We start from the raw sequence: 26,877 nt of genomic DNA, 5'->3' as shown, positions 1-26,877 counted from the left end.
CCCGCTCGGGGTCAGGGCATCAGCTGGTACTCGGGGAAGTTCCCCGGCAGCCGCTCCCCCGCCGGTCCCCGGGTCACCGCCCGCACGAGCAGGTCGCCGCCGACGAACGCGCCGCGCCAGGACTGCCCGAAGCCTCCGAACAGTTCGTCGCGGTCCCCGCGCGAGCGGGGTCGGCCGTGGCCGACCTTGAAGGCGCGGATCTGCGGGGCCAGTCGCTCGTAGGTGGCGCGGTCGTCCGTGGAGAGGGTGGCGACCAGGGCCCCGTTGGACGCGTTCATGGCGGCGAGCAGTTCCGCCTCCGTGTCGACCAGGACGATCGTGTCGACCGGGCCGAAGGGTTCCGCGTGGTGCAGCGGCGACGACGGCGGCGGATTGAGGAGCGTGACCGGACGGACGTACGCGGAGGTGTCCTGGCCGGGCAGGAAGCGGGCGTCCGCCGGATCCCCGCGGTACAGCGGGACGGCTCCCCGGTCGACGGCCTCGGCGACCTGGTCGTGCAGGTCCTTGGCCTTGGCCGCGTTGATGACCGGCCCGAAGTCCGGTCGCGGGTAGGGGTCGTCGGGGTTCTCCACCGCCAGCGGATGGCCGACCGTCAGGGTGCGCACCGCCGGGAGGTAGGCCGCGAGGAACGCGTCGAACAGCTCCCGCTGGACGACGAAGCGCGGGTACGCCGTGCAGCGCTGTTTGCCGTAGTCGAACAGCTGGGGGACGAGGGCCGCGAGGCCGTCCCAGTCCGAGTGGTTCCAGACGCCCCAGGTGTTGAGTCCCTCCTGTTCGAGGATGTGCCGCTTGCCGAGGTCCGTCACGGCGGTGGCGACGGCGGCGCCGGTGTCGCGGCCGCCGACGAAGGAGACGCAGCCGATCTCGGGCGCGCGCACCAGCGCCTCCGACAGTTCGCCCCCGCTGCCGCTGACGAGGGTGACCGGGATGCCCTCGCGGGCGGCGAGGGCGCAGGCCAGGGTCAGACAGGCGACGCCGCCGTCGGTCGGCGTCTTGGCGATGACCGCGTTGCCCGCCAGCGCCTGGACCAGGACCGCGTGAACGAGCACGCTCATCGGGTAGTTCCAGCTGGCGATGTTGGACACCGGGCCGTCCAGTGGGGCCCGGCCGGCCAGCATCGGTTCGATGCCGTCGACGTACCAGCGCACCCCGTCGACGGCACGGTCGACGTCGGCCTGCGCGAGCCGCCAGGGTTTGCCGATCTCCCAGACCAGCAGGAGCGCGAGGAGTTCGCGGTGGGCGGCGAGGGCGTCGAGGGTGGCGGCGACGCGGGCGCGCCGTTCGGCCAGCGGGAGGTGGCGCCAGGCCCGGTGCTGGTCCAGGGAGGCGCGGACCGCCCGGTGGGCGGTGGCTCCGTCCAGGCGGGGCGGTCCGATGACGGGTCGGCCGTCGACCGGGCTGGTGGCGGGAAGGGTGCGGCCGTCGGCCTGCCAGGTGGCGTTCCAGAGGTTGAGGACCCGGTCGTCGCGGAAGGCCTCGGGGGCGGCGGTGAGGCAGCGTCGCCAGGCGTCGGCCCAGGAGGTGCCGGATTTGAGGGTGAGGGTGGATGTCATCGGTCGCTCCGCTCTCGGTGCACGGTCGAGAGGAAAAGGGGGAGAGGGCACGGGCCCTGCCGGCCCGCGCGCGGTCGAGGCCTCGGGCCCGGTCGAGGCCTTGGGCCAGGTCGAGGCGTCTGGCCTGGTCGACACCTCGGGCCAGGTCCAGTTGTCAGGCCCGGTCGACACCTCGGGCCAGGTCCAGTTGTCAGGCCCGGTCGAGGCCTCGGGCCAGGTCCAGTTGCCAGGCCCGGTCGAGGCCTCGGGCCACGTCCAGTTGCCAGGCCCGGTCGAGGCCTCGGGCCACGTCCAGTTGCCAGGCCCGGTCGCATGGTCAGGCCCGGTCGCCGAGCAGGCCGAGCACGAGCTTCGCGGTCTCGGTGGGTGTGTCTCCCACCCGCACCCCGGCCGCCTCCAGGGCCGCCTTCTTCGCCTGCGCGGTCCCCGAGGAGCCGGAGACGATCGCGCCGGCGTGGCCCATGGTCCTGCCCTCGGGCGCGGTGAACCCGGCGACGTAGCCGACGACGGGCTTGGTGACGTGGTCGCGGACGTAGGCGGCGGCCCGCTCCTCCGCGTCGCCGCCGATCTCCCCGATGAGGACGACGAGGTCGGTGTCGGGGTCGTCCTCGAAGGCGGCCAGGCAGTCGATGTGGGTCGTGCCGACGACCGGGTCACCGCCGATGCCGACACAGGTGGAGAAGCCGATGTCCCGTAGCTCGTGCATGAGTTGGTAGGTCAGCGTCCCCGACTTGGAGACCAGGCCGATGCGGCCGGGTTCGGTGATGTCGGCGGGGATGATGCCGGCGTTGGACTGGCCGGGGCTGATCAGGCCGGGGCAGTTGGGGCCGATCACGCGGGTGCCGCGCACCCTGGCGTACGTGGTGAAGGCGACGGAGTCGTGGACCGGGATGCCCTCGGTGATGACCACGGCGAGCCCGATGCCGGCGTCGACGGCCTCGGTGACGGCCGCCCCGGCGAAGGCGGGCGGGACGAGGACGACGGTGACATCGGCGCCGGTCGACCGTACACCGTCGGCCACCGACCCGAAGACCGGTACGGCGACGGGGGCACCGCCCGGGCCGTTGGGGGACGCGGGGACGTCGAAGGCGACGGTGCGGCCCGCCTTGCGGGGGTTGACGCCGCCGACGACGTTCGTGCCGGCGGCGAGCATGCGGCGGGTGTGCTTCATGCCTTCGCCGCCGGTCATGCCCTGCACGAGGACCTTGCTCTCCTTGGTGAGGTAAACGGCCACGGGGTCTCCTCAGGCTGCGGTGGCGAGGCGGGCGGCGCGGCGCGCGGCGCTGTCCATGGTGGTGGCCTGTTCGACCAGGGGATGCGGGTGCTCGTCGAGGATGGCTCGGCCCCTGGCGGCGTTGTTGCCGTCGAGCCGGACGACGAGCGGCTTGGTCAGCCGTACGGTGTCCAGGGCGCGCACGATGCCCTCGGCGACCGCGTCGCAGGCGGTGATGCCGCCGAAGATGTTGACGAGGACCGACTTGACGGCCGGGTCGGACAGGACGAGCGCCAGTCCGTCGGCCATGACCCCGGCCGACGCTCCCCCGCCGATGTCGAGGAAGTCGGCGGGGCGGGCGCCGCAGCCGGCGACCACGTCGAGCGTCGACATGACCAGGCCCGCGCCGTTGCCGATGACGCCGACCTCGCCGTCCAGCTTGACGTAGTGGAGGCCCTTCGCCGCGGCCGCCGCCTCCAGCGGGTCGTCGGGTCCGGCGGCGGTCCCGCCCCAACGGGCCTGCCGGAAGGAGGCGTTGTCGTCGAGGGTGACCTTTCCGTCGAGGGCGATCAGGCGGTCCTGCGGGGTGCGCGCGAGCGGGTTGACCTCGACGAGGAGGGCGTCCTCGCGGACCAGTACCCGCCAGAGCCGGACCAGGACGTCGACGGCCTGCGACGGCAGGCCGGCCGCCGCGACGATCTCGCCCGCCTTCGCCGGGGTGACGCCCTGGGCCGGGTCGATGGGGATACGGGTCACGGCGTCCGGGCGACGGGCGGCGACCTCCTCGATCTCGGTGCCGCCCTCGGCGGAGGCGATGGCCAGGAAGCAGCCGGCCCCGCGGTCGAGGACGTAGGAGACGTAGAACTCGCTCTCGATGTCGACCGGCTGGGCCAGCATCACGGTGCGGACGGTGTGGCCGTTGATGTCCATGCCGAGGATCCGCCGGGCGGTCAGTTCGGCGGCGGCCGGGTCCGCGGCCAGGCCGACGCCGCCCGCCTTGCCGCGTCCGCCCGTCTTGACCTGCGCCTTCACGACGGCGCGGCCGCCCAGCCGACGGGCGATCTCGCGCGCCTCCTTGGGTGAGTCGGTCACCTCGGCCCGCGGGACCGCGATGCCGTGTTCTGCGAAGAGTTCCCTTGCCTGGTGCTCGTACAGGTCCATCTCGGCTCCCGTCTGCGAAGTCATCGCGAGGCCGATCTCCGATGACCGAAAGTGCCGCACGCCCCCTGGACACCACCCACCGGATGCGGGATAACAAGCTTCATACAGTATTCGTCGACTGTATGCAATGTACCGCGAGAGCTTTCCACCCCCTACGAAGGGACGGGACTTCGCCATGCCCGACGACACCCAGGACGCCATTTCCGGTGGCCACCTCGTTGCCAAGGCGCTCAGAGCCGAGGGCGTCGAACGCATCTACACCCTGTGCGGCGGCCACATCATCGACATCTACGACGGCTGCGTCGACGAGGGCATAGAAGTCGTCGACGTCCGCCACGAGCAGGTCGCCGCCCACGCCGCGGACGGCTACGCCCGCGTCACCGGCAAACCCGGCTGCGCGGTCGTCACGGCCGGCCCCGGCACCACCGACGCCGTCACCGGTGTCGCCAACGCCTTCCGGGCCGAGTCACCCATGCTGCTGATCGGCGGCCAGGGCGCCCTCAGCCAGCACCGGATGGGCTCCCTCCAGGACCTGCCGCACGTCGACATGATGGCGCCGATCACCAAGTTCTCGGCGACCGTGCCGGACACCGCGCGCGCCGCCGACATGGTGTCCATGGCCTTCCGCGAGTGCTACCACGGCGCCCCCGGCCCCTCCTTCCTGGAGATCCCGCGCGACGTCCTGGACGCCAAGGTGCCCGCCGCGAAGGCGCGGGTGCCACGGGCCGGCGCCTACCGCGCCTCCACCCGCTCGGCCGGCGACCCCGAGGCCGTCGAGAAACTCGCCGACCTCCTCACACACGCCGAGAAGCCCGCGATCCTGCTGGGCAGCCAGGTGTGGACGACCCGCGGCACGGAGGCGGCCGTCGAGGTGGTCCGCACCCTGAACATCCCGGCGTACATGAACGGCGCCGGCCGCGGCACCCTCCCGCCCGGCGACCCGCACCACTTCCAGCTCTCCCGCCGCTACGCCTTCTCCCACGCCGACGTCATCGTCGTCGTCGGCACGCCCTTCGACTTCCGCATGGGCTACGGCAAGCGGCTGTCCCCGGACGCGACCGTCGTGCAGATCGACCTCGACTACCGGACCGTCGGCAAGAACCGCGACATCGACCTCGGCATCGTGGGCGACGCCGGCCTGGTGCTCAAGTCGGTGACCGAGGCCGCCTCAGGGCGTCTCGACGGGGGCGCGTCACGGCGCAAGGAGTGGCTCGACGAACTGCGCGCCGCCGAGCAGAGCGCCCTGGAGAAGCGGCTTCCGCAACTGCGTTCGGACGCCTCACCCATCCACCCCTACCGCCTGGTCAGCGAGATCAACGACTTCCTCACCGAGGACTCGATATACATCGGCGACGGCGGCGACATCGTCACCTTCTCCGGACAGGTCGTGCAGCCCAAGTCGCCGGGCCACTGGATGGACCCGGGCCCGCTGGGCACCCTCGGCGTCGGCATCCCCTTCGTCCTCGCCGCCAAGCAGGCACGGCCCGACAAGGAGGTCGTCGCCCTCTTCGGCGACGGCGCGTTCTCCCTCACCGGCTGGGACTTCGAGACGCTCGTCCGCTACGACCTCCCCTTCGTCGGCGTCGTCGGCAACAACTCCTCCATGAACCAGATCCGCTACGGCCAGGCCGCCAAGTACGGCAAGGAGCGCGAGCGGATCGGCAACACCCTCGGCGACGTCCACTACGACCGGTTCGCCCAGATGCTGGGCGGCTACGGCGAGGAGGTCCGCGACCCCGCCGACATCGGCCCCGCGCTCCGGCGCGCCCGCGAGTCCGGGAAGCCCTCGCTGATCAACGTCTGGGTCGACCCCGACGCGTACGCCCCCGGAACCATGAACCAGACCATGTACAAGTGAGGAGCGCCGGCCATGACCAAGGCACTCGAAGGCATCCGCGTCCTGGACATGACGCACGTCCAGTCCGGGCCCTCGGCGACCCAGCTGCTCGCCTGGCTCGGCGCCGACGTCGTCAAGCTGGAGGCGCCCTCCGGTGACATCACGCGGAGCCAGCTGCGCGATCTCCCGGACGTCGACTCCCTCTACTTCACGATGCTCAACTGCAACAAGCGGAGCATCACCCTCAACACCAAGACCGAACGCGGCAAGGAGATCCTCACCGAGCTGATCCGGCGCTCCGACGTCATGGTCGAGAACTTCGGACCGGGCGCCGTCGACCGGATGGGCTTCACCTGGGACCGCGTCCGGGAGATCAATCCACGGATCGTCTACGCCTCCATCAAGGGGTTCGGGGACGGGCCGTACACCGACTTCAAGGCGTACGAGGTCGTCGCCCAGGCCATGGGCGGGTCGATGTCGACCACCGGTTTCCAGGACGGGCCGCCGCTGGCGACGGGGGCCCAGATCGGGGACTCGGGGACGGGTGTGCACGCCGTGGCGGGGATCCTCGCGGCCTTGTACCAGCGCGAGAACACCGGGCGCGGGCAGCGGGTCGACGTGGCCATGCAGCACGCCGTGCTCAACCTGTGCCGGGTGAAACTGCGGGACCAGCAACGCCTGGCCCACGGACCGCTCGCCGAGTATCCCAACGACGACTTCGGCGACGAGGTTCCCCGCTCCGGGAACGCGTCCGGCGGCGGCCAGCCCGGCTGGGCCGTCAGGTGCGCTCCGGGCGGCCCGAACGACTACGTCTACGTCATCGTGCAGCCCGTCGGCTGGCGGCCGGTCACCGAGCTGATCGGCCGGCCTGAGCTGGCCGACGACCCCGAGTGGGCGACACCCCGGGCCCGGCTGCCCAAGCTGGGCAAGATGTTCCAGCTGATCGAGGAGTGGTCCTCGACGCTGCCCAAGTGGGAGGTGCTGGAGCGGCTCAACGCCCACAACATCCCGTGCGGGCCGATCCTGTCCACCAAGGAGATCATCGAGGACGCGTCGCTCGCCGCCAACGAGATGGTGGTGCGCGTGCCGCACCCCGAGCGCGGCGAGTTCGTGACCGTCGGCAGCCCGCTGAAGCTCTCCGACTCCCCCGTCGAGGTGACCGCCTCCCCGCTGCTCGGCCAGCACAACGCGGACGTGTACGTGGGCGAACTCGGCCTCGGCGACGAGGAACTGCGCCTGCTCCGGTCGAACGGGGTGATCTGACGTGCCGGCCGAGGACCGGGCACCGCAGGTGCGCGCGCTGCTCGACACGGTGCGCGCCGAGGGACGGACCGCGCTGACCGCGCCCGAGGGCAAGGTGGTCGCGGACGCCTACGGGATCGCCGTACCGGGCGAGGAACTGGCGAGGGACGTCGACGAGGCCGTCGCGTACGCGGCCCGGTTCGGCGGGCCGGTCGTGATGAAGATCGTCTCGCCGGACATCCTGCACAAGACCGACGCCGGCGGAGTGGTCGTCGGCGTCGAGGGCGCGGCGGACGTACGGGCCGCGTTCCACAGGATCGTCGCCAACGCGCGCGCGTACGACGCCGACGCGCGCATCACGGGCGTCCAGGTGCAGGAGCTGCTGCCGAAGGGGCAGGAGGTCATCGTCGGCGCGGTCACCGACCCGACGTTCGGCAAGGTCGTGGCGTTCGGGCTCGGCGGGGTGCTGGTGGAGGTCCTCAAGGACGTCACCTTCCGGCTCGCGCCCGTGGACGCCGACGAGGCCCTGTCCATGCTCGACTCCATCCGGGCGGCGGAGATCCTGCGCGGGGTGCGCGGACAGGCGGCCGTGGACCGGTGGGCCGTCGCCGAACAGATCCGCCGCGTCTCCCGACTGGTCGCCGACTTCCCGGAGATCGCCGAGGTGGACCTCAACCCGGTGATCGCCACCCCGGACGGCGCGGTCGCCGCGGACATCCGCGTGATCCTCTCCGACGCCCCCGCCAAGGAACGCCGGCGCTACACGCGCACCGAGATCCTCACCTCGATGCGGCGGCTGATGGAGCCCGTCTCCGTCGCCGTCATCGGCGCCTCCAACGAGCAGGGCAAGATCGGCAACTCGGTGATGCGCAACCTGATCGACGGAGGTTTCGCCGGTTCCATCCACCCGGTGAACCCCCGGGCCGATGACATCCTGGGCCGCAGGGCGTACAAGAGTGTCACCGACGTTCCCGGCGAGGTGGATGTGGCGGTCTTCGCGATCCCCGCCAAGTTCGTGGCCTCGGCCCTGGAGGAGGTGGGACGCAAGAAGATCCCCAACGCCGTGCTCATCCCCTCCGGGTTCGCCGAGACCGGCGAGCACGCGCTCCAGGACGAGATCGTGGCCATCGCCGAGCGGCACGGCGTCCGGCTGCTCGGGCCGAACATCTACGGCTACTACGCGACCTGGCACAACCTGTGCGCCACGTTCTGCACGCCGTACGACGTCAAGGGCGGGGTCGCGCTGACCTCCCAGTCCGGGGGCATCGGGATGGCCGTCCTGGGCTTCGCGCGGACCACGAAGACGGGCGTGTCCGCGATCGTGGGGCTCGGCAACAAGGCGGACCTGGACGAGGACGACCTGCTGACCTGGTTCGGCGAGGACCCGCACACCGACTGCATCGCGATGCACCTGGAGGACCTCAAGGACGGACGCGCCTTCGTCGAGGCCGCGCGGGCGACCGTGCCGAAGAAGCCCGTCGTCGTGCTCAAGGCGGGACGTACCGCGGCCGGTGCCAGGGCCGCCGGCTCGCACACCGGAGCGCTCGCGGGCGACGACGCCGTGTACGACGACATCCTGCGCCAGGCGGGGGTGATCCGGGCCCCGGGGCTGAACGAGATGCTCGAGTACGCGCGCGCGTTGCCGGTCCTTCCCACTCCCCGGGGGGACAACATCGTGATCATCACGGGGGCCGGCGGCAGCGGCGTGCTCCTGTCGGACGCGGTGACCGACAACGGCCTGACCCTGATGGAGATCCCTCCCGACCTGGACGCCTCCTTCCGGGAGTTCATCCCGCCCTTCGGCGCGGCGGGCAACCCGGTCGACATCACCGGGGGCGAGCCGCCGTTGACGTACGAGGCGACGATCCGGCTCGGCCTGGAGGATCCGCGCGTCCACGCGCTCGTCCTGGGCTACTGGCACACCATCGTCACTCCCCCGATGGTGTTCGCGGAGCTGACCGCGCGCGTGGTGGCCGAGTTCCGCGCGCGCGGCATCGAGAAGCCCGTCGTGGCGTCGCTCGCGGGCGACGTGGAGGTCGAGGAGGCCTGCCAGTACCTGTACGAGCGGGGGGTCGTCGCCTACCCGTACACGACCGAGAAGCCGGTGGCGGTGCTCGGCGCGAAGTACCGGTGGGCGCGGGCGGCCGGGTTGCTGGGGGGCGGTTCATGAGGTGACCCGGCGCGGGGCCGGCCGACGGTGCGCGTCGGCCGGCCCCGGGACCCGAGCGCGCACGAAAGGCATGGGACAGGGGGCGCTGGCCAGATCTTTCGACGCAAGGGGTGCGACACACATGACGACCACCGACTTCTCCACCTCCCTCCCGTACCGGGAGGTGACGGACCGCAACGGCCGCCTGTACCGGATCGGCGAGACCGACCGGGACATCATGGGGCGACCACGCTGGACCATGGTGCTCCTCCCGTGGATGGGCATGCTGGGCATCAGCTCCTCGGAGTACGCGTTCACCTCCGCCGAGGACACCCTGCACGAGGCCCACCTGTGGAACAGCGGGCACATCTTCTGGCTGATGGGGGTCTGGATCTTCTTCCAGGCCGCCGTGGCCTTCCCCGCCGGGCAGCTCCGCGAGAGCGGCCGGCTCCCCGCGCGGTACGCGATGATGCTCGGCGCGCTGGGCACGGTCTGCGGCTACCTCTCGCTGGCGTTCGCGCCGCACGTGATCGTCGCCTACATCGGGTTCGGCATGTTCAGCGGCATCGGCGCCGGCCTCGTCTACGCGACCTGCGTGAACATGGTCGGCAAGTGGTATCCGGAGCGCAAGGGCGGCAAGACGGGCATGGTCAACGGCGGTTTCGCCTACGGCTCGGTGCCCTTCGTGTTCCTGTTCACCTCGTACATGGACCTCGGCAACTACGAGGTCGTCCTGGTGTCGGTCGGCCTGATCTGCTGCTCGGTCGTCGCCTTCGCCGGCTGGTTCTTCAAGGACCCGCCGAAGAACTGGTGGCCCGCGCACGTGGACCCGCTCCGGCAGACCGACGACCCGAAGATCCGCCGCGCGCTGGAGAAGAACCCTCCGGCGGTCAAGCAGTACTCACCGAGGGAGGCCGCCCGCACACCCGTCCTGTGGATGATGTGGTTCTGTCTGCTGTGCACCGCCGGCATCAACATCTTCGGCATCGCCTTCCAGGTGCCCTTCGGCAAGGACATGGGGTTCGCGGGCGGGATCGTGGCCACGGCGATGTCCCTGAAGGCCATCGTCAACGGCACCGGACGCGGCGTGATCGGCTGGATCTCCGACAGGTTCGGCCGCCGCCGCACCCTGATCATCGTCTGCCTGGTGCTGGGCACCGCCCAGTTCGGGGTGCTGGTCTCCGGCCGGATGGGCAGCATGCCGTTCTTCCTGTTCTGCTCCATGGTCTCCGGCTTCGGCGGCGGCGCGATCTTCCCGCTGTTCGCGGCCATGACGGCGGACTACTTCGGCGAGAACAACAACGCCTCCAACTACGGGATGGTCTACAGCTCCAAGCTGATCTCGGGCCTGGTCGGCTCCGGGATGGGCGCGGTCGTGGTCGGCGCGTGGGACTACGAGGGGGCGTTCGTCATCGCGGGGTCCGTCGGACTGGCCTCCGCGGTCCTGGCCCTCTTCCTGAAGGCCCCGGACCGGCCGAGGACCCGGGACGTGGTCCCCAACCCGCATCCGCTCGGTGAGGAGACGGCCTGACCCCGACGGACGGACCGGGCGGCCCTTCCCGCGAGGTGCGGGAAGGGCCGCCCGGTGCGGGGGTGCGGGGGGCGGGGGTGCGGTCAGTGGCGCCGCCCGCGCAGGGCGGCGAGGTTGTCGTGGCCGGTCCGGGCATGCCGCAGGGACTGCCCGGGATCGGTGGAGCTGGGCGCGTTGTCCTGCTCCACCATGGGGTTGTGGTAGTTGCGCTCCCCGACCCGGGAGAAGAACGTGGCGTAGTCGATGACGCCCGTCCCGAAGGGCACCATGTCGTAGCCCTGCCCGTTGGCCGTGTTGACCGTGCCGTCCTTGGCGTGGAACAGCGGGTAGCGCTTGTTGTGGCGGGCGACGAGACCGGCGGGGTCGAAGACCTTCTCCCGGGTGGAGCCGTCGTGCGCGGTGTAGGTGTGGAACTTGTACCGGGCCACGTGCGCCCAGAAGACGTCCATCTCCAGCCAGACGTACTTCGGGTCGGTCACCTCGAGGAAGTACTCCAGCCTGCGGACGCCGGAGCTGCGGGTGGGACGGCCCTGGTCGTCGAGGGGGCCGCCGTCGAGGAGGAAGCCGTAGGCGGCGTCGTGGTTGTGGGTGTAGAGCTTGACGCCCTCGCGGCGGGCGATCCTCCCGAGGGCGTTCCACTTGTCGGCGGCCACGTCCCAGTCGGCCCGGTAGGAGCTGTTGGTGGGGTCACCGCCGGTGCCCATGTGGTCCATGCCCAGGATGTTGGCGATCTCCAGGTGCTTCTTGAAGGTGTCCAGGTCGGCGGTGGTCAGCGGCCAGGAGGGCGGTATGAAGCCGTGGTTGCCCTGGGCGCGCAGGCCGTACTCGTCCAGCCAGCGCCGCAGCAGCCGGGCCCCCTCGACGGACTCCAGGCCGGCGCCGCCGGGTGCGTTGGCGTGCTGGCCGTATCCGGCGAACTCCACCTGGCGGTAGCCGAAACGGGCCAGCTGCGCGAAGACCTCGCGGAACCCCGAGGGCAGGTCGGTGGAGAGCGGGTCACGGCCGGTCGCGTCGCGGACGGTGTACAGGATGATGCCGCGCCTGTGGGCCGGCACGAGGACGTCACCGCCGTGTCCGCGCTCACGGTGGCCGTGGGTGTTCTCCCGGTCCTGGGCGAAGGCCGGTGAGGCGCCGAGGACGGGGGCGGCGATCGCCGCGCCGGCGACGGCGGTGCAGGTGCTGAGGAAACGGCGGCGGCCGACGCCCAGGCTGCGGCGCAGGTCCTGGTCGGGGCCCTCGGTGGCGTGCGGGGCGTCGGTGCGGGGCGAGTCGGAGTGCGGGGTCACGGTTGCCTGCCTTCTGTCGTGGCCCGCCCCCGGGCTTGCGGGGCGGGCCGTTGTCAGTGGTGCGTGCTTCACTCAGAGCGGCTGGATCTCGGTGGCCGTGCGTCGGTCGAGTCCGGCGAGACGGAGCAGGAGTTGCTTGACATCGGTGGCCGCGACCCGGTCACCGACGGCGCGGGGGGTGGAGCAGATGAGGAGGGGACCGTCGTCGTCGCTCGCGGGTGGGCGGCCGTGGCTGCCCCGGACAGGTGACGGATCGAGAGGCACGACCGCCATGCGGTAGCGCATGCCGAGCTTCTTGCGCGCCAGGGCGGTGGCCGCCCTGACCTTCACATAGGGGTCGAGGGGGTCCATGAACAGCTCGACCGGGTCGTAGCCGGGTTTGCGGTGGATCTCGACGAGCCGGGCGAAGTCGGGCGCGCGGGCGTCGTCGAGCCAGTAGTAGTACGTGAACCAGGCGTCCGGCTCCGCGACGGCGACCAGCTCACCGGAGCGGGGATGGTCGAGGTGGTGCGCCTTCTTGCCCTCGTCGTCGAGGAGTTCCCCGATGCCGGGCAGGCCGGCGAGGGCGGCACGGGTGGCGTCCAGGTCCTCGGGCCGGCGCACGTAGACGTGGGCGATCTGGTGGTCGGCGACCGCGAAGGCACGGGACGCCGTCGGGTCGAGGTACTCCATGCCGTCCTGGGTGTGCACCTCCAGCAGTCCGGCGCGGCGCAGGGCGCGGTTGATGTCGACGGGCCGGCTCACCGGGGTGATGCCGTACTCGGACAGCGCCACGACGGTACGGCCCTGCGCGCGCGCCTCGTCCAGCAGCGGGGCCATGGCGGCGTCGAGGTCGGCGGCCGCCCGCAGGGAGCGCGGGTCGTCGGGGCCGAAGCGCTGGAGGTCGTAGTCGAGGTGAGGGAGGTAGCACAGGGCCAGGTCGGGGCGGCGGGAGCGCAGGATGTGCCGGGTGGCGTCGATGATCCAGCGGCTGGAGACGAGGTCCGCGCCGGGGCCCCAGAAGTGGAAGAGGGGGAAGGTGCCGAGTCTCCCGGTGAGTTCGTCGTGCAGGGCCGGTGGCCGCGTGTAGCAGTCGGGCTCCTTGCGGCCGTCGGCGTAGTAGACGGGGCGGGGGGTGACGGTGATGTCGGTGTCGGCGCCCATGGCGTACCACCAGCAGATGTTGGCGACCGTGTAGCCGGGGTACGCCCGGCGGGCGGCGTCCCACAGTTTGTCGCCGGCGACGAGAGCGTTGTGCTGGCGCCACAGCAGGACGTCGCCGAGTTCGCGGAAGTACCAGCCGTTGCCCACGATGCCGTGCTCGGACGGGTGCGTGCCGGTGAGGAAGGTGGACTGGGCGGCGCAGGTGACGGCGGGCAGGACGGTGCCGAGCGGGGCGCACGAGCCGCGGTCGGCCAGTGACCTGAGGCGGGGCATGTGGTCGAGGAGACGAGGGGTGAGACCGACGACGTCGAGGACGAGGAGCGGGACGGGACGGCCGGGGACCGCGCCGGCCTGCGGGCCGGCTTTTGGGGTGCCCTGCGGGACTGCCTGCGGGCCCGCTTCCGGGGTGGCCTGCGGGTCTGCCTGCGGGGTGGCGGGGGTCATGGCAGTTCCTTCAGGCCGAGGTCGGTCAACAGGTCGCGGGCCAGAGCGAGTTCGGCGGCGATGCCGTCGGCGAGCTGGGCACGGCCGCGGGGGCGCAGCTCGGGCGGGAGGGCCTGCCAGGTGTAGGTCTCGACCTCGAGGTGACGGGTGAGCGGGTGCGGTCCGCCGACGAGGCGGGTCAGGGCGTCCACGAGGACGGGCAGCGTCGAGGCGAGGGGCGCGGCGGGAGCCGCGTGCAGCGGGACGTGGAAGTGGGCGCGCCAGGGCGAGGTGTCCGGCAGGACGTCGCCGGCGAGGGCCTCGCCGAGGTCGTCGGTGCCCTTCAGGCCGGCGGGGACGGCGGTCCCTTCCGCTCGAACGGAGGGGAGGGTGGGGGACGTGCGGGTCTGGTGCAGGAAGCGGGGTTCGTCGAAGTCGGCGAGGGCCTCGCGGACGGCGGGGAGCCGGGGGTTCTCGGCGTGCAGGGCGGCCGACAGCTGGGACTTGACCACCGGGACGCGGGCCGCGGTGAGCGCCTCCAGGGCGGTGCGCGGGTCCTCGAAGGAGGTGGCGAGGTGACAGGTGTCGACGCAGACGCCGATGCGGGGGTGGCCGACGGCGGTGAGCGGGGCGAGGGCGTCGCCGGTGGTCTCGACGACGCAGCCGGGCTCCGGTTCGAGACCGACGCGGACGGAGCGGCCGGTGAGGTCCGCGAGGGCGTCCAGGCGTTCGGCGAGGGTGAGCAGGGCCGTGTGCGCCGCGTCGGCGCGGGCGCCGGTCCAGGTGGTGCGCCAGCCGAGGGGCAGGGTGGAGATGCTGCCCTCGGTGAGGTCGTCGGGGAGGAGACCGGTGAGGACACGGGCCAGGGCCGTGGTGTGGTCGAGGCGTTCGGGGTCGGCCCAGTCGGGCCTGTACACGCGGTACTTGACCTGCTCGGCGCCGAAGCCGTCGTAGGGGAAGCCGTTGAGGGTGACGACCTCCAGGCCCCGCCGGTCGAGTTCGGCCCGCAGGCCGCGCAGGGCGGCCGGGTCGGTGTCGAGGGCGTGCGCGGCGTCCTTGGCGAGCCACAGGCCGATGCCGAGCCGGTCACGGCCCAGACGCCGGCGGACGGGCTCGCAGTGGTCGCGCAGTTGCGCCAGCACGCCGTCGAGGGTCTCGGCGGGATGCACGTTGGTGCAGTAGGCGAGGTGGACGGTGGTGCCGTCGGGGTGGCGGAAGCGCATCGTTCACTCCCCGCCGCGCAGCACGGAGTTGCCCTCGTGGGTGGCACCGGGAGCGGTGACCTCGACGTCCAGCCGGCCGCTGACGCCGTAGAAGGCGACGGGGTTGCGCCACAGGACCCGGTCGACGTCGTCCTCGGTGAAGCCCTCGGCCAGCATCAGGTCGGCCACGGCCCGGGTCTTGAGGGGATCGCTGCGCCCCCAGTCGGCGGCGGAGTTCACCAGGACCCGCTCGGGTCCGTGGTCGCGCAGGATGCCCACCATGCGGCGCTCGTCCATCTTGGTGTCCGGATACACCGAGAAGCCCAGCCAGCAGCCGCTGTCCATGGCCTCCTTCACGGTGGTCTCGTTGAGGTGGTCGAGCAGGACGTGCTCCTCCGGCAGCGCGGACTCCCGCACGACGTCGAGGGTGCGGCGCAGCCCGGCTAGCTTGTCGCGGTGCGGGGTGTGCACCAGCGCGGGCAGCCCGTGGTCGGCGGCGAGCTGGAGCTGGGCCGCGAGGGCGGTGTCCTCGGCGGGGGTCATCGAGTCGTAGCCGATCTCGCCCACGGCCACCACCTGGTCCTTGACGAGATAGCGGGCCAGTTCGTCGAGGACGGGGACGCAGCGGGGGTCGTTGGCCTCCTTGGGGTTGAGGGCGAGGGTGCAGTGGTGGGCGATGCCGTACTGGGCGGCACGGAAGGGTTCCCAGCCCAGGAGGGAGTCGAAGTGGTCGAGGAAGGAGGCGGGCGAGGTGCGGGGCTGGCCGAGCCAGAAGGAGGGCTCGACGACGGCTCGGACACCGGCCGCGTACATGGCCTCGTAGTCGTCGGTGGTCCGGGAGGTCATGTGGATGTGGGGGTCGAAGATGCGCATCAGGACTCCTTGCCGTGGGGGTGGCCCGCGCCGTGGGAAGGCGCCCCTGGCGGGTGCGTCCCGTGCGGCCGCGTCCCGTGCGGCGGGGGCACGGCACCGGCGGGGCCGGCCGAGTCGGTCAGGGCGAGCACGCGGTGCAGGTCGGAGGGGACGGGACGGCCCGCGGCCGTGCGTTCGGCGGCGTGGTCGGCGAGCATGCGGGCGAGTTCGGCGTCGGCGCGGGCCCGGCCCGCCAGGTCCGCCACCGCGTCGACGGGCACACCGGTGAACAGGCACTTCAGGACGGCGTGGCGCCAGCCGTGGGCGTCGAGGTGGCGGGCGGCGTAGGGGCCGACGGCGGCCGCCAGGAGGCGGGTGTCGTTGGTCCGCAGGGCGTCCTCCACCAGCGGCAGGGCGTCCGGGCCGGACACGAGGTACGGCAGGGCGCGCAGCACGGCCCGGCGTTCGTCGGCGGTGCCCTGGAAGTACACCCGGCAAAGGGCGGCGGGGTCGGCGCGGGCGGCGCGCAGGATGAGCATCCGGACGGCGTCCGCGTGCCGGCGCCCGCAGCGACGGCCGGCCTCCGCGAGACGCAACTCCCACGTGGAGACCGGACCGTGGGTACCGGGGTGGGCGGCGGCCTCGTCGAGGGCCTTCAGGAACCAGGCGCGGGCCGGTTCGGGCAGTTCGGACTCCAGACGGTGGCGGAGTGCGTCGGGCGTGCCCCAGGTGGGGCGGGCTTCTTCGGGCGCCGGAGCGGAGGATGTCGCGCCGGGGGCGGGGGTGGTGCCCCGACGCGACCGCGCCGGGACGGCCGCGGTGGTGTGGCGGTCGATCATGAAGTGCTCCCTTCCTGGGTGACGCAGGGCTCGCCGGGTGGTACGGGAGAGAGGGCCGGGGGCGGCAGGGGCGGCCGGTGGGTGGGCCGCGGTTCCTGAGATTCGAGGCGGTGGCCGGGTTGCTCGGGGGCGGGTGTGCCGTGGGCGGGTTGCTCGGGCGTGGGCGGGTGGTGGCCGGGTTTTCCGGGGGCGGGAGCGCGGTGGCCGACCTCACCGCGCGCGGGAGCGCGGTGGCCGACCTCACCGCGCGCGGGAGCGCGGTGGCCGACCTCACCGCGCGCGGGAGCGCGGTGGCCGACCTCTCCGGCGGCGGATGGGCGGTAGCCGGGCCCTCCGGGCGCGGATGGCCGGTGGCCGGCCCCCACGGGTGCGAGTCTGCCGTCGCCGGACTCCTCGGGCGCGGGCGGGCGATGGCCGACCTCTCCGGGCGCGGATGGGCGGTAGCCGGGCCCTCCGGGTGCGGGAGCGCGGTGGCCGACCTCCCCGGGTGCGAGTGTGCCGTCGCCGAATCCCTCGGGCGCTGGTTGGCGATGGCCGGCCGCTCCGGGCATGGGTGGGCGGTGGCCGGCCGCTCCGGGCGCGGGCGGGCCGGGGGCAGGCTCCACCAAGGCGGGCGGGTGGCCGTCGGGTGGGGCGGGTGTTGCCGCGTGGTGGAGGAACGGGGCGGGTGTTGCCGCGTGGTGGAGGAACGGGAGGGAGAGTTCGGCCTGCCGGGGGCCCGCGTGGGAGTGGCGGGGCAGTTCGACGACCGTCAGGCCCTGGTAGCCGGTGGCGCGGAGTGCGGCGAGGACGGGCGGGAAGTCGATCTCGCCGTCCCCGAAGGGAAGGTGCTCGTGGACCCCCCGGCGCATGTCCTCGATCTGCACGTGCCGCAGCCAGGGAGCCGCGGCACGCACACAGTCGGCCGGAGGGAGCGGTTCGAGGCACTGGCAGTGACCGATGTCGAGGGTGAGGCCGAGCGGCTCGGGGTCACCGAGGAGGAGACGCAGGTGGTGGAAGTCCGCGAGGGAGGCGAGGAGATGACCCGGTTCGGGTTCGACGGCGAGGGGCACGCCTGCGGTGACGGCGGCCGCCAGCACCGGGGCGAGGGCGTCCGCGAGGCGCCGCCAGGCAGTCTCCCGGTCGGTGCCGGGCGGCAGGGTGCCGCTGAAGCAGTGCACGGCGTGGGCGCCGAGGTCGCCGGCGATCCGGACGGCGCGGATCAGCAGGTCGACCCGGCGGGCCCGCTCGTCCGGGTCGGCGTCCAGGAGGGAGGGTCCGTGCTTGCGGCGCGGGTCGAGGACGTAGCGGCCCCCGGTCTCCACGGTGACGTCGAGCGCGAGCGCGTCCAGCCGCCGCGCCAGCCGCCGGGTGCGGGCGGCGAGGTGCGGGGCGAGCGGATCGAGGTGCATGTGGTCGAGGGTCAGCCCGACGCCGTCGTAGCCGAGGTCGGCGAGGAGGGTGAGGGCGTCGTCGAGGCGGAGATCGGCCAGACCGTTGGTGCCGTAGCCGAAGCGGAGCGGACGGGGGGTGCCGACCGGAACGGGCGCCGCAGGGACGGCGGGGGCCGGGCGCCGTGGGCTCACGTGACGCTCACCCGCCTCGCGAACCGCCGGGCGACCGGGGCGAGGGCGACCGTGAACAGCGCTGTGGCGCCGGCTCCGGTGCGGGCGGCGAGGGCGGCCTGCAGGGGGATCGTGGCGCGGACGCCAGCTCCCACGGCCCGTTGGGTGAGAGGGGGTGAGGGGTTGAGGACGGCGTAGAGGTAGGGGCGGGCGACGGTCGCGGCGTAGGCGGCGGTGAGGGCCGTGGTCGTCGCGGCGCGACGCCGGGTGTGTCGCCGTCGCGGCGGTGGACCGTGGCGCGGTGGCCGCCGGGGCAGCAGCCACGCCAGGACGGCGGTGGTGGCCAGTGCGGCGACGGGGGCGGCGGGCGTGCCGTCGCGCGTCTCGTGGCGGGAGACCGTCGTCACCGCGAGGGTGTGGGTGCTCAGGAGCGCTGCCGAGGGAAGGGCCGGGCGGAGGCCGCCGCCGGTGGCCGCGGCGCCGAGAAGCAGGTCCAGGCCGCGCGCGGCCGCCATGGCGAAGGGGCCGGCGGGGGTGCGTTTGAGGAAGAGGTCGTAGGACCAGACGGTCGCCGCGAGCGGGACCGAGATCGTCAGGGCGGGGCGGCCCGCTCGGGCGGCCAGGGCCAGGCCGGTGGCGGTGAGGGCGCAGGCCGCGCCGAGGGCGGCGGCAGGCCGGATCCGGCCGGAGGGCAGCGGCCGGTGAGGACGTTCGGCGGCGTCCTCCGCCCGGTCCGCCCAGTCGTTGAGGGCCATACCGGCCTCGTAGAGGCAGAGGGAGGAGGCGATCGCGAGGACGGTGCGGCGGTCGGGGCGGGCGGTGGCCGCTGCCGCCCCCGCGAGGGCGTCGCCGGGAACGGTGAACAGGGCTGGCAGGCGCAGGAGTTCGGCCCATGCCCGCGGGTCGGGGCGGCCGTGGGCGAGGGCCGGTGCCGCGCTCACCGTCCGCCCTCGTCGCTCAGCCGGCGGGCGAACCGGCACAGGTGCGCGTACTGCTCCGCCAGGGACGCCGGCGCGTCTCCCACCGGGTCCTTGAAGAAGAAGGCGAGTTCGGGGCGGGGGCCCGACAGGCCGCGTTCGTGGGCGCGGGCGAGGAGGCGGGCCAGGTCGAGGACGAGCGGGGCCGCGAGGGCCGAGTCGCATCCCTGCCAGATGGTCTGCAGGACCATGCGGGTGCCGAGGAAACCGTCGAAGGCGATGTGGTCCCAGGCCGTCTTCCAGTCGCCGAGGGCGGGCACGTCGTCGATGTGCACCTGGCCCTCGGGGACCGTGCCGAGCGTGTCGGCGAGGACGCGTCCCTTGCCGGCGTTCTTCGCCGCGGCGGCCGCCGGATCGGCCAGGGCGGCCCCGTCGCCGCCGCCCAGCAGGTTGGTGCCGGACCAGGCGCGGACGGCGAGGGCCCGCTGGGCGAACATCGGCCCGAGGACGGACCGCAGCAGCGTCTGCCCGGTCTTGCCGTCGCGTCCGGCGTACGGCAGGCCGCTGGCCGCGGCGAGAGCGGCGAGGCGGGGGTGGCGCAGGCCGGTCGACGGCGTGAAGTTGACGTAGGGGCAGCCGGCGCGCAGGGCCGCCGCCGCGTAGAGGGAGCTGGCGGGGAGCCCGGGGCCGGTAGGGGCGGGTTCGGTGGAGGCGACGTTCACCACGACCGCGCGGGCCAGGCCGTGTCGTCGTACGAAGTCGAGCAGGTCGGTGGTGAACGCGGTGATCAGCCGGTCCTCGTCGCGGGTGTCACCGGGCAGGGGGCCGCCCGGTCTGATCTCCCGGTCGGCGGCGGCGAGTTCCGTCTCCACGGCGGCGGGGAGGCCGGGTGGCAAAACTCCCCCGGCGGCGAGCTGCTCGGCGCGTTTGGGCAAGGGGCAGTCGAGCGTGTCGTGGCCGCCGAAGACGAGGCGGGACAGGGCGGGCAGCGCGCTGTCAGCGAAGGCGGGGGTCTCGGTGACCAGGCCCGTGGGCGGGCGCAGTCCGGCCGTCAGGGCGGCGCACCCCGCCACCACGGTGGTGGCGACGGAGCCACGGGCCCCGATCAGCCAGACGCCGACGCGAGGGGGAACTTGGCGGGGCGCGGACATGTGCGGCCTCCTTGTCGTGCGCGAAGTCGGGCGCGGAGCTGGGTGCGGAAGGGGGTCGGGAGCGGTGCGGAAGGGGGGCGGGAGCGGTGCGAAACGGTGGAACGCGAGGTGGCGGGCGCGCAGGAGACGAGCGCCGAGGACGCGAGCGCCGAAAGACGGGCGTCGAGGAAGCGGGCGTCATGGAGGCGGGCGTCTGGAGGCGGGCGTCGTGGAGGTGCACGTGGGGAGGCGAGTGCCGGGCGGGCGAGGGGGTGGTGACGGCGGGCGGAGGTCCGGCGTCCTCCGCCCGCCGCCGTTCAGGAGCCCTTGACGGGCAGTTCCGGGACTCGTGCTTCGTCCGGGGAGGAGGGATGCGACGCGGCGGGCGGCGTGACGCCGCACAGGAGCAGGGCGGCTCCCGCAAGTGGTGTGGCCGCTGGGCCGGTTGAGCGCATGGGAGCCTCCTCTCAGCTCGCGGTGAGGGTGAAGTCGTCCAGCTCGAACAGGGCTGCGGAACCGCCGCCCTTGAAGACCAGGTAGAGGGTCGTCGTGCCCCTCGGAGCGCGGGACAGTCGGGCGCTGACGTCCTGGTAGGTGTCCCAGCCGCCGGTGGCCGGCACGGTCGCCCTGCCGAGGAGGGTGCCCGTGCGCGAGCCGGCGCGGACCTCCAGTGTTCCGCCGGAACCGGCGGACGCGACGCGGGCGGTGATCTTCTTGGCGTCGGCGAGGACGTACGGCGTGAAGGAGATCCAGTCGCCCGACGAGATGTCGCCGACGGTCCGTCCGCCGTGCGCCGCTTCGCGCGTGGTCACGGTGGTGCCGGAGGAGTTCCCGAAGTGCTCGGCCTGGCGGTGGCGGGGCTGGAGCAGGTTCTGGTCGTGGGTGGTGAGCGCCGCCTGGCCGCCGCCTCCGCCGTCGGTATACTCGGCGTCGAACACGCCGAAGATGTTGGCGTCGTCGTCATGGCCGCCGTCGGCGCTGGTCCGGATGGTGCCGGTGCAGCCGTTCGCGGAGGTCACGGGGTGGCCGTGGCTGTCGTGACCGAGGACGAAGGTGACCTGGACCTTCGAGCAGTCGATCGTGCGGTCCTCCGGGTCGGTGACGCGCACCGTGAACGGGATGGCGTCGCCGAAGCTGAACAGCTGCCCGTCCCTGGGGAGTTCGAGGGTGACCTTCGGTGCGGTGTTGCCGACGACCACCTGCACGCTCGCGCTTCCGGTGCGGCCGCTCGGGTCCTTCGCGGTGAGCGTGGCGGTGTACGTGCCGTTCTTCCGGTAGCGGTGCGTGGGGTCGGCCGCGGTGGAGGTGGAGCCGTCGCCGAAGTCCCAGCTGTAGGTGACGGCGTCCCCGTCCTGGTCGGTCGTGCCGGCCGAGGAGAAGCCCACCCTGAGCGGCGCCTGGCCGGAGGTGCGGTCGGCCGCGGCCTGGGCGACCGGGGAGTGGCCGTCGGTGGCGTTCTCGATCCGGTAGAGGGCGGAGTGCTCGTCGCCGCCGAACCAGGAGACGCCGTAGTCGAGGACGTACAGCGCGCCGTCCGGACCGAAGGTCATGTCCATGATCTGGGTGCCGGTCCACGGTATGTCGTCGATCGTCTGCACCGTGCCGTCGGCGTCGCTGGTGATCCGCTTGATCCAGCGGCGGCCGAACTCCCCGGCGAAGAAGTCGCCGTCGTAGGCCTCGGGGAACTTCACCGGCGAGTCGAGCGCCGGATCGTAGTGGTAGACCGGGCCGCCCATCGGGGACTCCGAGCCGCTGCCGAACTCGGGCAGCGAACCGTCGTCGTACGGGATCCAGGCGGGCTGGGCCGGCGGCAGGTCGGTGAGGCCGGTGTTGTGCGGCGAGGTGTTCTTCGGGGCGGCACAGTCGAACGGCGCACCGGATACACCCGTCGCGAAATCGTATGCCGTATACGGATCATTGTCGCCCGTGCAGAACGGCCAGCCGAAGTTGCCCGGTCCCGTGACACGGGCGAACTCGACCTGCCCGGCGGGACCACGGGCAGGGTCGGCGGCGCCGGCGTCGGGACCGTAGTCGCCGACGTGGAGGATGCCCGTCTCCTTGTCGACGCTGAACCGGAACGGATTGCGGAAACCCATCGCGTAGATCTCGGGCCGCGTCCTGTCCGTGCCGGGCGCGAAGAGGTTGCCCTCGGGGACCGTGTACGAGCCGTCCGCGTTCACCTTGATGCGCAGGATCTTGCCGCGCAGGTCGTTGGTGTTGCCGGAGGAACGCCGGGCGTCGAAGGCGGGGTTGCGGTTCGGGCGGTCGTCGATGGGCGTGAAGCCGTCCGACTGGAAGGGGTTGGTGTCGTCGCCCGTCGACAGGTACAGGTTGCCCGCCGCGTCGAAGTCGATGTCGCCCCCGACGTGGCAGCACAGCCCGCGGGAGGCCGGCACGTCGAGGATCCTCGTCTCGCTGGCGGGGTCCAGGGTGCCGTCGGTCCGCAGGACGAACCGGGAGAGCCGGTTGACTCCGTCGAAGGGCGCGAAGTCGGCGGCCGTGCCGGTCTCGGGAGCGTCACCCGCGGGGGTGTCCAACGGGGGCGCGTAGTACAGGTAGATGAAGCGGTTGGCGTTGAACCGCGGGTCGACGCCGATGCCTTGGAGGCCCTCCTCGTCGTGGGAGTACACGTCGAGCCTGCCCGCCAGGCGGGTGTTGCCTGCCGCGTCGGTGAGACGCAGTTCGCCGTCGCGCGAGGTGTGCAGGACGGAGCGGTCGGGGAGGACGGCGAGCGACATGGGCTCGCCGACCTCCGCCTCGCCCTTGGCGAGGGTGACCTGCTGGAAGTCCGCCGCGGCGACGGCCGCGGCCGGGGCTGCCCGGCCGGCGACGGCTGCGCCGGCCCGGGGTGCGGTGAGGCCGAGTGACGTCCCGGCCAGCAGGACGCCGCCGAACAGGGCGATCGCCCTGTGCAGCGGGTTATGTCGCCTGCGGGTCCGGTGTCCGGCGGTGCGGGTGGTGGGGTCGTTCCCGTGCACGGGTGCCTCCAGGATGGGGCCGGTTGTACGTGCGGGTGGGTGCGCCGGGATGCGCCGTCATCCCGGGGGCCTGTGGGGAGCCTGTGATCAGTTGCCGAACGCCGCGTCGAAGGAGGCCGACGGCGGCTCGAAGTCGTAGGCCTTCAGGTGCTTCAGTGCCTCGGGGGCGCCCTGCGACCGGTCCATGCCGGCGTCCTCCCACTCCACGGAGACGGGGCCGTGGTAGTCGATCGAGCGCAGCATCCGGAAGACGTCCTCCCAGGGCACGTCGCCGTGGCCGGCGGACACGAAGTCCCAGCCGCGGCGCGGATCGCCCCAGGGCAGGTGGGAGCCGAGGCGGCCGTTGCGGCCGTCGAGGCGCTTGCGGGCCTCCTTGCAGTCCACGTGGTAGATGCGGTCGCGGAAGTCCCAGAGGAATCCGACCGGATCGAGGTCCTGCCACACGAAATGGCTGGGGTCGAAGTTGAGGCCGAAGGCCGGTCGGCGGTCGACCGCGTCCAGGGTGCGTACGGTCGTCCAGTAGTCGTAGGCGATCTCGCTCGGGTGGACCTCGTGCGCGAACCGCACGCCCTCCGCGTCGAAGACGTCGAGGATCGGGTTCCAGCGCTCGGCGAAGTCGTCGTAACCGCGTTCGATCATGCTTTCGGGGGCGGGCGGGAACATCGCCACCAGGTGCCAGATGGCGGATCCGGTGAAGCCGACGACGGTGTCGACGCCGAACGCCGCCGCCGCGCGGGCGGTGTCCGCGATCTCGGCGGCGGCCCGCCGGCGGACGCCCTCCGGTTCGCCGTCGCCCCAGATCCGGGCGGGCAGGATGGCCTGGTGACGCTCGTCGATGATGGCGTCGCAGACGGCCTGTCCCACCAGGTGGTTGGAGACGGCCCAGCACCGCAGGCCGTACCTGTCGAGCAGGGCCCGCCTGGAGTCGAGGTACGTCGGGTCGGCGAGGGCCTTGTCGACCTCGAAGTGGTCGCCCCAGCAGGCGAGTTCGAGGCCGTCGTAGCCGAAGTCGCGGGCGAGGCGGCACACCTCCTCCAGGGGAAGGTCTGCCCACTGGCCGGTGAAGAGTGTGAATCTGCGGGGCATGCTGCGAGTCCTCCTCAGTCGGCGATCGGGGTGTAGACGGCGTTCTTCCCGGCGCTCTCCTCGACCGCCGCGAGGACGCGCTGGACCTGGAGTCCTTCGGCGAAGGAGGGCTGCGGCCTGCTGCCCCCGGCGATCGCGTGGACGAGGTCGCGGGCCTGGTGGACGAAGGTGTGCTCGTAGCCGAGGCCGTGGCCGGGTGGCCACCAGCCGCCCAGGTAGGGGTGGTCGGGTTCGGTGACGAGGATGCGCCGGAAGCCGGCGTGGGTGCCGGGCTCGGTCGCGTCGTGGAACCACAGCTCGTTCAGCCGCTCCAGATCGAAGGCCAACGAGCCTCGCTCACCGTTGAGTTCGAGACGCAGGGCGTTCTTGCGGCCGGTGGCGTAGCGGGTCGCCTCGAAGGAGGCGAGGGCGCCGGAGGGGAAGCGGCCGGTGAACACGGCGGCGTCGTCGACGGTGACCGTTCCGGTGCCGGCGCCGGCCCCGCCGGCCAGGCCGCTGGTCGGCCCGCCGGGCAGCGGCCGCTGCCGTACGAACGTCTCGGTGAGCGCGGAGACCCCGGCCAGTGGTTCTCCCACGAGGTGTTGGGCGAGGTCGACGATGTGCGCGCCGAGGTCGCCGAGGGAGCCGGAACCCGCCAGCTCCCTGCGCAGCCGCCAGGTCAGCGGGAACTCCGGGTCGTTCAGCCAGTCCTGGAGGTAGGTCACCCGGACGTGCCGCAGTCGTCCGAGCCGGCCCTCGGCCACCATGCTCCGGGCCAGCGCGGTGGCGGGGACCCGACGGTAGTTGAAGCCGACCATCGCCAGCCGACCGTGTGCCGTGAACGCGGTCTCCGCGGCCCGTGCCATGGTCTCGGCTTCCTCGACCGTGTTCGCGAGGGGCTTCTCGCACAGGACGTGCTTGCCGGCGGCGAGCGCGGCGAGCGCGATCTCGGCGTGGCTGTCGCCGGGTGTGCAGATGTCCACGAGGTCCACGTCGTCGCGTTCGACCAGCGCCCGCCAGTCGGTCTCGGTCGTCGCCCAGCCGTGCCGTTCGGCCGCCGCGCGGACGGCGACGGCGTCACGGCCGCAGAGCGCGGCGAGCACCGGACGCAGGGGCAGGTCGAAGACGCGGCCCGCGGTGCGCCAGCCCTGGGAGTGGGCGGCGCCCATGAACGCGTAGCCGACCATGCCGACGCGGAGCGGGGGTTTGCCGGCCTCCGCACCGGCCTCCTCCGGTCCCGCTGACTGCTGCGGCTGTTCCATGCAGGTGTCCTCCTCGTCGTCGTGGCGCGGTGGGGTGGGGCCTGCCGGGCGGGTGGCTCGGGGCCGGCGGTCGGTCGGAGTGCGCCTCGCCCGCCGGGTCTCGCCCCCGGTGCAGGCCGCGCGGCGGCACGCGCCGCCGGGGGACGCGGCCCGCCGGGGGACGCGGCCCGCCGGGGGACGCGGCCCGGCTGGGGACGCGGCCCGCCGGGGGACGCGGCCCGGCTGGGGACGTGGCCCGGCTGGGGCACGTGCCACCGGAGGCGCGTCCCCACCGAAGGCGTGTCCCGCCGGGCACACGTCCCGCCCCGAGCCGTCGTCGTCGGGGCGGCGGGAGGGAGAGCGGAGAACGGGAACGTGAGCTGAAGCGGAAGCGGGAACAGAAGCGAAAGCGGCAGCGGGAAGTGGAGCGGAACCGGTTCGCCCGCCGTCCCGTTCCACCGGACTCCGCCCGGTGCCCCGGTACGGGCCGGTCGGGCGGAGCCCGTGTCTCACCGGAAGCCGGTGGACATGTACTGGTCGACGTTCTCCTTGTCGACCACCGCCGAGTAGAGGGTCATCGACGCGGGGATCTCGTACTCCGCGAGGCCTGTGACGCCCTTGCCCTGGCCGAGGGCGCGGGCGAGGTCGATGGCGGAGGCGGCCATGGTGGGCGGGTAGAGGACGGTGGCCTTGAGGACGCCGTTGTCCTGTTTGATCGCCTGGAAGGCGGAGAGGGCGCCCGCCCCGCCGACCATCATGAAGTCGTCCCGGCCGGCCTGTTCGATGGCGCGCAGCGCGCCCACGCCCTGATCGTCGTCGTGGTTCCACAGCGCGTCGAACTTGGGCTGCGCCTGGAGGAGTTGGGCCATCTTGGCCTGCCCCGACTCGACCGTGAAGTCGGCCGCCTGGCGGGCCACCTTCTTGATGTTGGGGTAGTTCTTCAGCGCGTCGTCGAAGCCCTGGGTGCGCTGCTTGGTGAGTTCCAGGTTGTCCAGGCCCGCCAGTTCGATCACCCGGGCGCCGGACCTGCCCTTGAGTTTCTCGCCGATGTAGTGACCGGCGTTCAGGCCCATGCCGTAGTTGTCGCCGCCGATCCAGCAGCGGTACGCCTGCGGGGAGTTGAAGATCCGGTCGAGGTTGACGACCGGGATGCCCGCGCGCATCGCCTGGAGACCGACCTGGGTGAGGGCCTTGCCGTCGGCGGGCAGGACGACCAGGACGTCGACCTTCTTGTTGATGAGGGTCTCGATCTGGCCGATCTGCTGGGCGGTGTCGTTGGAGCCCTCGGTGATCTCCAGGGTGACGTCGGAGTACTTCTTGGCCCGGTTCTCCGCGTTGTCGTTGATGGCGTTGAGCCAGCCGTGGTCGGCCTGGGGTCCGGCGAAGCCGATGGTGACCTGCTTGCCGGGCTTGTCGTCGGCGGCCGGCCGGGTGTCCGCGGCGGGCTTCTCGCCCTTGGGGTCGTTGCTGGTGCAACCGGTCAGAAGGGCACCGGCCGAGGCGGCGGCGGTACCGAGGAGCAGACCCCGGCGGCTGGTGAAGCGGCTGGAAGGTCTCGTCGGCTCTGACAT

Annotated in this window: 18 protein-coding genes and 1 pseudogene; 4 read left to right on the top strand and 15 right to left on the bottom strand. The window is 72.8% G+C overall.

The annotated features are described in order from the left end of the window. Positions 1-11 precede the first annotated feature (11 nt). From ACFYO5_RS13370 to sucC, 3 genes are all read right to left on the bottom strand, one after another. Positions 12-1,553 carry an aldehyde dehydrogenase family protein gene (locus tag ACFYO5_RS13370; protein ID WP_388707990.1) on the bottom strand — a complete coding sequence of 514 codons (1,542 nt, stop codon included), beginning with the start codon at positions 1,551-1,553 and terminating at the stop codon, positions 12-14. 316 nt (positions 1,554-1,869) lie between these two features. Next, positions 1,870-2,787, bottom strand: coding sequence for a succinate--CoA ligase subunit alpha (gene sucD / locus ACFYO5_RS13365; RefSeq protein WP_388707987.1), 918 nt, complete (start codon positions 2,785-2,787; stop codon positions 1,870-1,872). Between the two features lie 9 nt (positions 2,788-2,796). Further along, a complete protein-coding gene (gene sucC / locus ACFYO5_RS13360; RefSeq protein WP_388709213.1) occupies positions 2,797-3,927 on the bottom strand; it encodes an ADP-forming succinate--CoA ligase subunit beta in 1,131 nt (376 codons plus the stop codon). A gap of 175 nt (positions 3,928-4,102) precedes the next feature. Here sucC and ACFYO5_RS13355 point away from each other — a divergent pair, with 175 nt between their 5' ends. The 4 genes from ACFYO5_RS13355 to ACFYO5_RS13340 all read left to right on the top strand — a co-directional run bounded on the left by ACFYO5_RS13355 (position 4,103) and on the right by ACFYO5_RS13340 (position 10,686). Continuing rightward, on the top strand, positions 4,103-5,785 hold the full coding sequence (locus ACFYO5_RS13355; RefSeq protein ID WP_388707985.1) for a thiamine pyrophosphate-binding protein: 1,683 nt from the start codon (positions 4,103-4,105) through the stop codon (positions 5,783-5,785). Positions 5,786-5,797: 12 nt separating this feature from the next. Next, a complete protein-coding gene (gene frc / locus ACFYO5_RS13350; protein WP_388707983.1) occupies positions 5,798-7,027 on the top strand; it encodes a formyl-CoA transferase in 1,230 nt (409 codons plus the stop codon). 1 nt (position 7,028) lies between these two features. Beyond that, the gene (locus tag ACFYO5_RS13345) at positions 7,029-9,176 is read left to right on the top strand and encodes an acetate--CoA ligase family protein (protein WP_388707980.1); all 2,148 of its coding nucleotides are present in this window, start codon (positions 7,029-7,031) and stop codon (positions 9,174-9,176) included. A 121-nt stretch (positions 9,177-9,297) separates the two neighbouring features. After that, a complete protein-coding gene (locus tag ACFYO5_RS13340) occupies positions 9,298-10,686 on the top strand; it encodes an OFA family MFS transporter (protein WP_388707977.1) in 1,389 nt (462 codons plus the stop codon). Between the two features lie 83 nt (positions 10,687-10,769). Here ACFYO5_RS13340 and ACFYO5_RS13335 read toward each other — a convergent pair whose 3' ends face one another. The 12 genes and pseudogenes from ACFYO5_RS13335 to ACFYO5_RS13280 all read right to left on the bottom strand — a co-directional run bounded on the left by ACFYO5_RS13335 (position 10,770) and on the right by ACFYO5_RS13280 (position 26,877). Next, positions 10,770-11,972, bottom strand: coding sequence for a sugar phosphate isomerase/epimerase family protein (locus ACFYO5_RS13335; protein WP_388707974.1), 1,203 nt, complete (start codon positions 11,970-11,972; stop codon positions 10,770-10,772). Positions 11,973-12,044: 72 nt separating this feature from the next. Beyond that, positions 12,045-13,559 (bottom strand): alkaline phosphatase family protein, encoded by a 1,515-nt coding sequence (locus ACFYO5_RS13330; protein WP_388707971.1) that lies wholly within the window; start codon positions 13,557-13,559, stop codon positions 12,045-12,047. Beyond that, a complete protein-coding gene (gene eboE / locus ACFYO5_RS13325; protein ID WP_388707968.1) occupies positions 13,556-14,761 on the bottom strand; it encodes a metabolite traffic protein EboE in 1,206 nt (401 codons plus the stop codon). Before eboE ends, ACFYO5_RS13330 begins: the two co-directional genes overlap by 4 nt. 3 nt (positions 14,762-14,764) lie before the next feature. Next, the gene (locus ACFYO5_RS13320) at positions 14,765-15,613 is read right to left on the bottom strand and encodes a TatD family hydrolase (RefSeq protein ID WP_388707965.1); all 849 of its coding nucleotides are present in this window, start codon (positions 15,611-15,613) and stop codon (positions 14,765-14,767) included. Continuing rightward, entirely contained in the window at positions 15,613-16,431 is an 819-nt protein-coding gene (locus ACFYO5_RS13315; RefSeq protein ID WP_388707963.1) for an EboA domain-containing protein, read from the bottom strand. Before ACFYO5_RS13315 ends, ACFYO5_RS13320 begins: the two co-directional genes overlap by 1 nt. 584 nt (positions 16,432-17,015) lie before the next feature. Further along, a pseudogene (locus tag ACFYO5_RS13310) lies at positions 17,016-17,903 on the bottom strand (sugar phosphate isomerase/epimerase family protein); the annotation flags it as partial. An 89-nt stretch (positions 17,904-17,992) separates the two neighbouring features. After that, positions 17,993-18,916 carry an SCO3242 family prenyltransferase gene (locus ACFYO5_RS13305; protein WP_388707960.1) on the bottom strand — a complete coding sequence of 308 codons (924 nt, stop codon included), beginning with the start codon at positions 18,914-18,916 and terminating at the stop codon, positions 17,993-17,995. Then, positions 18,913-20,043: an inositol-3-phosphate synthase gene (locus ACFYO5_RS13300; protein ID WP_388707957.1), complete on the bottom strand. Its 1,131-nt coding sequence runs from the start codon at positions 20,041-20,043 to the stop codon at positions 18,913-18,915. The genes ACFYO5_RS13305 and ACFYO5_RS13300 overlap by 4 nt, the downstream gene beginning before the upstream one ends. 446 nt (positions 20,044-20,489) lie before the next feature. Beyond that, a complete protein-coding gene (locus ACFYO5_RS13295; protein ID WP_388707954.1) occupies positions 20,490-23,000 on the bottom strand; it encodes a PQQ-dependent sugar dehydrogenase in 2,511 nt (836 codons plus the stop codon). Positions 23,001-23,087: 87 nt separating this feature from the next. Further along, positions 23,088-24,086: a sugar phosphate isomerase/epimerase family protein gene (locus ACFYO5_RS13290; RefSeq protein ID WP_388707951.1), complete on the bottom strand. Its 999-nt coding sequence runs from the start codon at positions 24,084-24,086 to the stop codon at positions 23,088-23,090. A 14-nt stretch (positions 24,087-24,100) separates the two neighbouring features. Beyond that, positions 24,101-25,327 (bottom strand): Gfo/Idh/MocA family protein, encoded by a 1,227-nt coding sequence (locus ACFYO5_RS13285; protein ID WP_388707948.1) that lies wholly within the window; start codon positions 25,325-25,327, stop codon positions 24,101-24,103. Positions 25,328-25,815: 488 nt separating this feature from the next. After that, the gene (locus tag ACFYO5_RS13280) at positions 25,816-26,877 is read right to left on the bottom strand and encodes a substrate-binding domain-containing protein (protein ID WP_388707945.1); all 1,062 of its coding nucleotides are present in this window, start codon (positions 26,875-26,877) and stop codon (positions 25,816-25,818) included.

The sequence above is a fragment of the Streptomyces sp. NPDC006259 genome (assembly GCF_042870975.1).
In the GTDB taxonomy this organism is placed as follows: domain Bacteria; phylum Actinomycetota; class Actinomycetes; order Streptomycetales; family Streptomycetaceae; genus Streptomyces.
Note: the sequence above shows the minus strand (reverse complement) of the source record. Positions and strands in the feature narration are given on the sequence as shown.

Excerpts from the sequence above, each read along its gene's own strand:
- ACFYO5_RS13355 (WP_388707985.1), top strand. The coding sequence starts at position 4,103 with ATGCCCGACGACACCCAGGACGCCATTTCCGGTGGCCACCTCGTTGCC.
- ACFYO5_RS13320 (WP_388707965.1), bottom strand. The coding sequence starts at position 15,613 with ATGCGCATCTTCGACCCCCACATCCACATGACCTCCCGGACCACCGAC.
- ACFYO5_RS13280 (WP_388707945.1), bottom strand. The coding sequence starts at position 26,877 with ATGTCAGAGCCGACGAGACCTTCCAGCCGCTTCACCAGCCGCCGGGGT.
- ACFYO5_RS13315 (WP_388707963.1), bottom strand. The coding sequence starts at position 16,431 with ATGATCGACCGCCACACCACCGCGGCCGTCCCGGCGCGGTCGCGTCGG.
- sucC (WP_388709213.1), bottom strand. The coding sequence starts at position 3,927 with ATGGACCTGTACGAGCACCAGGCAAGGGAACTCTTCGCAGAACACGGC.
- ACFYO5_RS13285 (WP_388707948.1), bottom strand. The coding sequence starts at position 25,327 with ATGGAACAGCCGCAGCAGTCAGCGGGACCGGAGGAGGCCGGTGCGGAG.
- ACFYO5_RS13370 (WP_388707990.1), bottom strand. The coding sequence starts at position 1,553 with ATGACATCCACCCTCACCCTCAAATCCGGCACCTCCTGGGCCGACGCC.
- ACFYO5_RS13300 (WP_388707957.1), bottom strand. The coding sequence starts at position 20,043 with ATGTCCGCGCCCCGCCAAGTTCCCCCTCGCGTCGGCGTCTGGCTGATC.
- ACFYO5_RS13330 (WP_388707971.1), bottom strand. The coding sequence starts at position 13,559 with ATGACCCCCGCCACCCCGCAGGCAGACCCGCAGGCCACCCCGGAAGCG.
- ACFYO5_RS13340 (WP_388707977.1), top strand. The coding sequence starts at position 9,298 with ATGACGACCACCGACTTCTCCACCTCCCTCCCGTACCGGGAGGTGACG.
- frc (WP_388707983.1), top strand. The coding sequence starts at position 5,798 with ATGACCAAGGCACTCGAAGGCATCCGCGTCCTGGACATGACGCACGTC.
- ACFYO5_RS13290 (WP_388707951.1), bottom strand. The coding sequence starts at position 24,086 with ATGCCCCGCAGATTCACACTCTTCACCGGCCAGTGGGCAGACCTTCCC.
- eboE (WP_388707968.1), bottom strand. The coding sequence starts at position 14,761 with ATGCGCTTCCGCCACCCCGACGGCACCACCGTCCACCTCGCCTACTGC.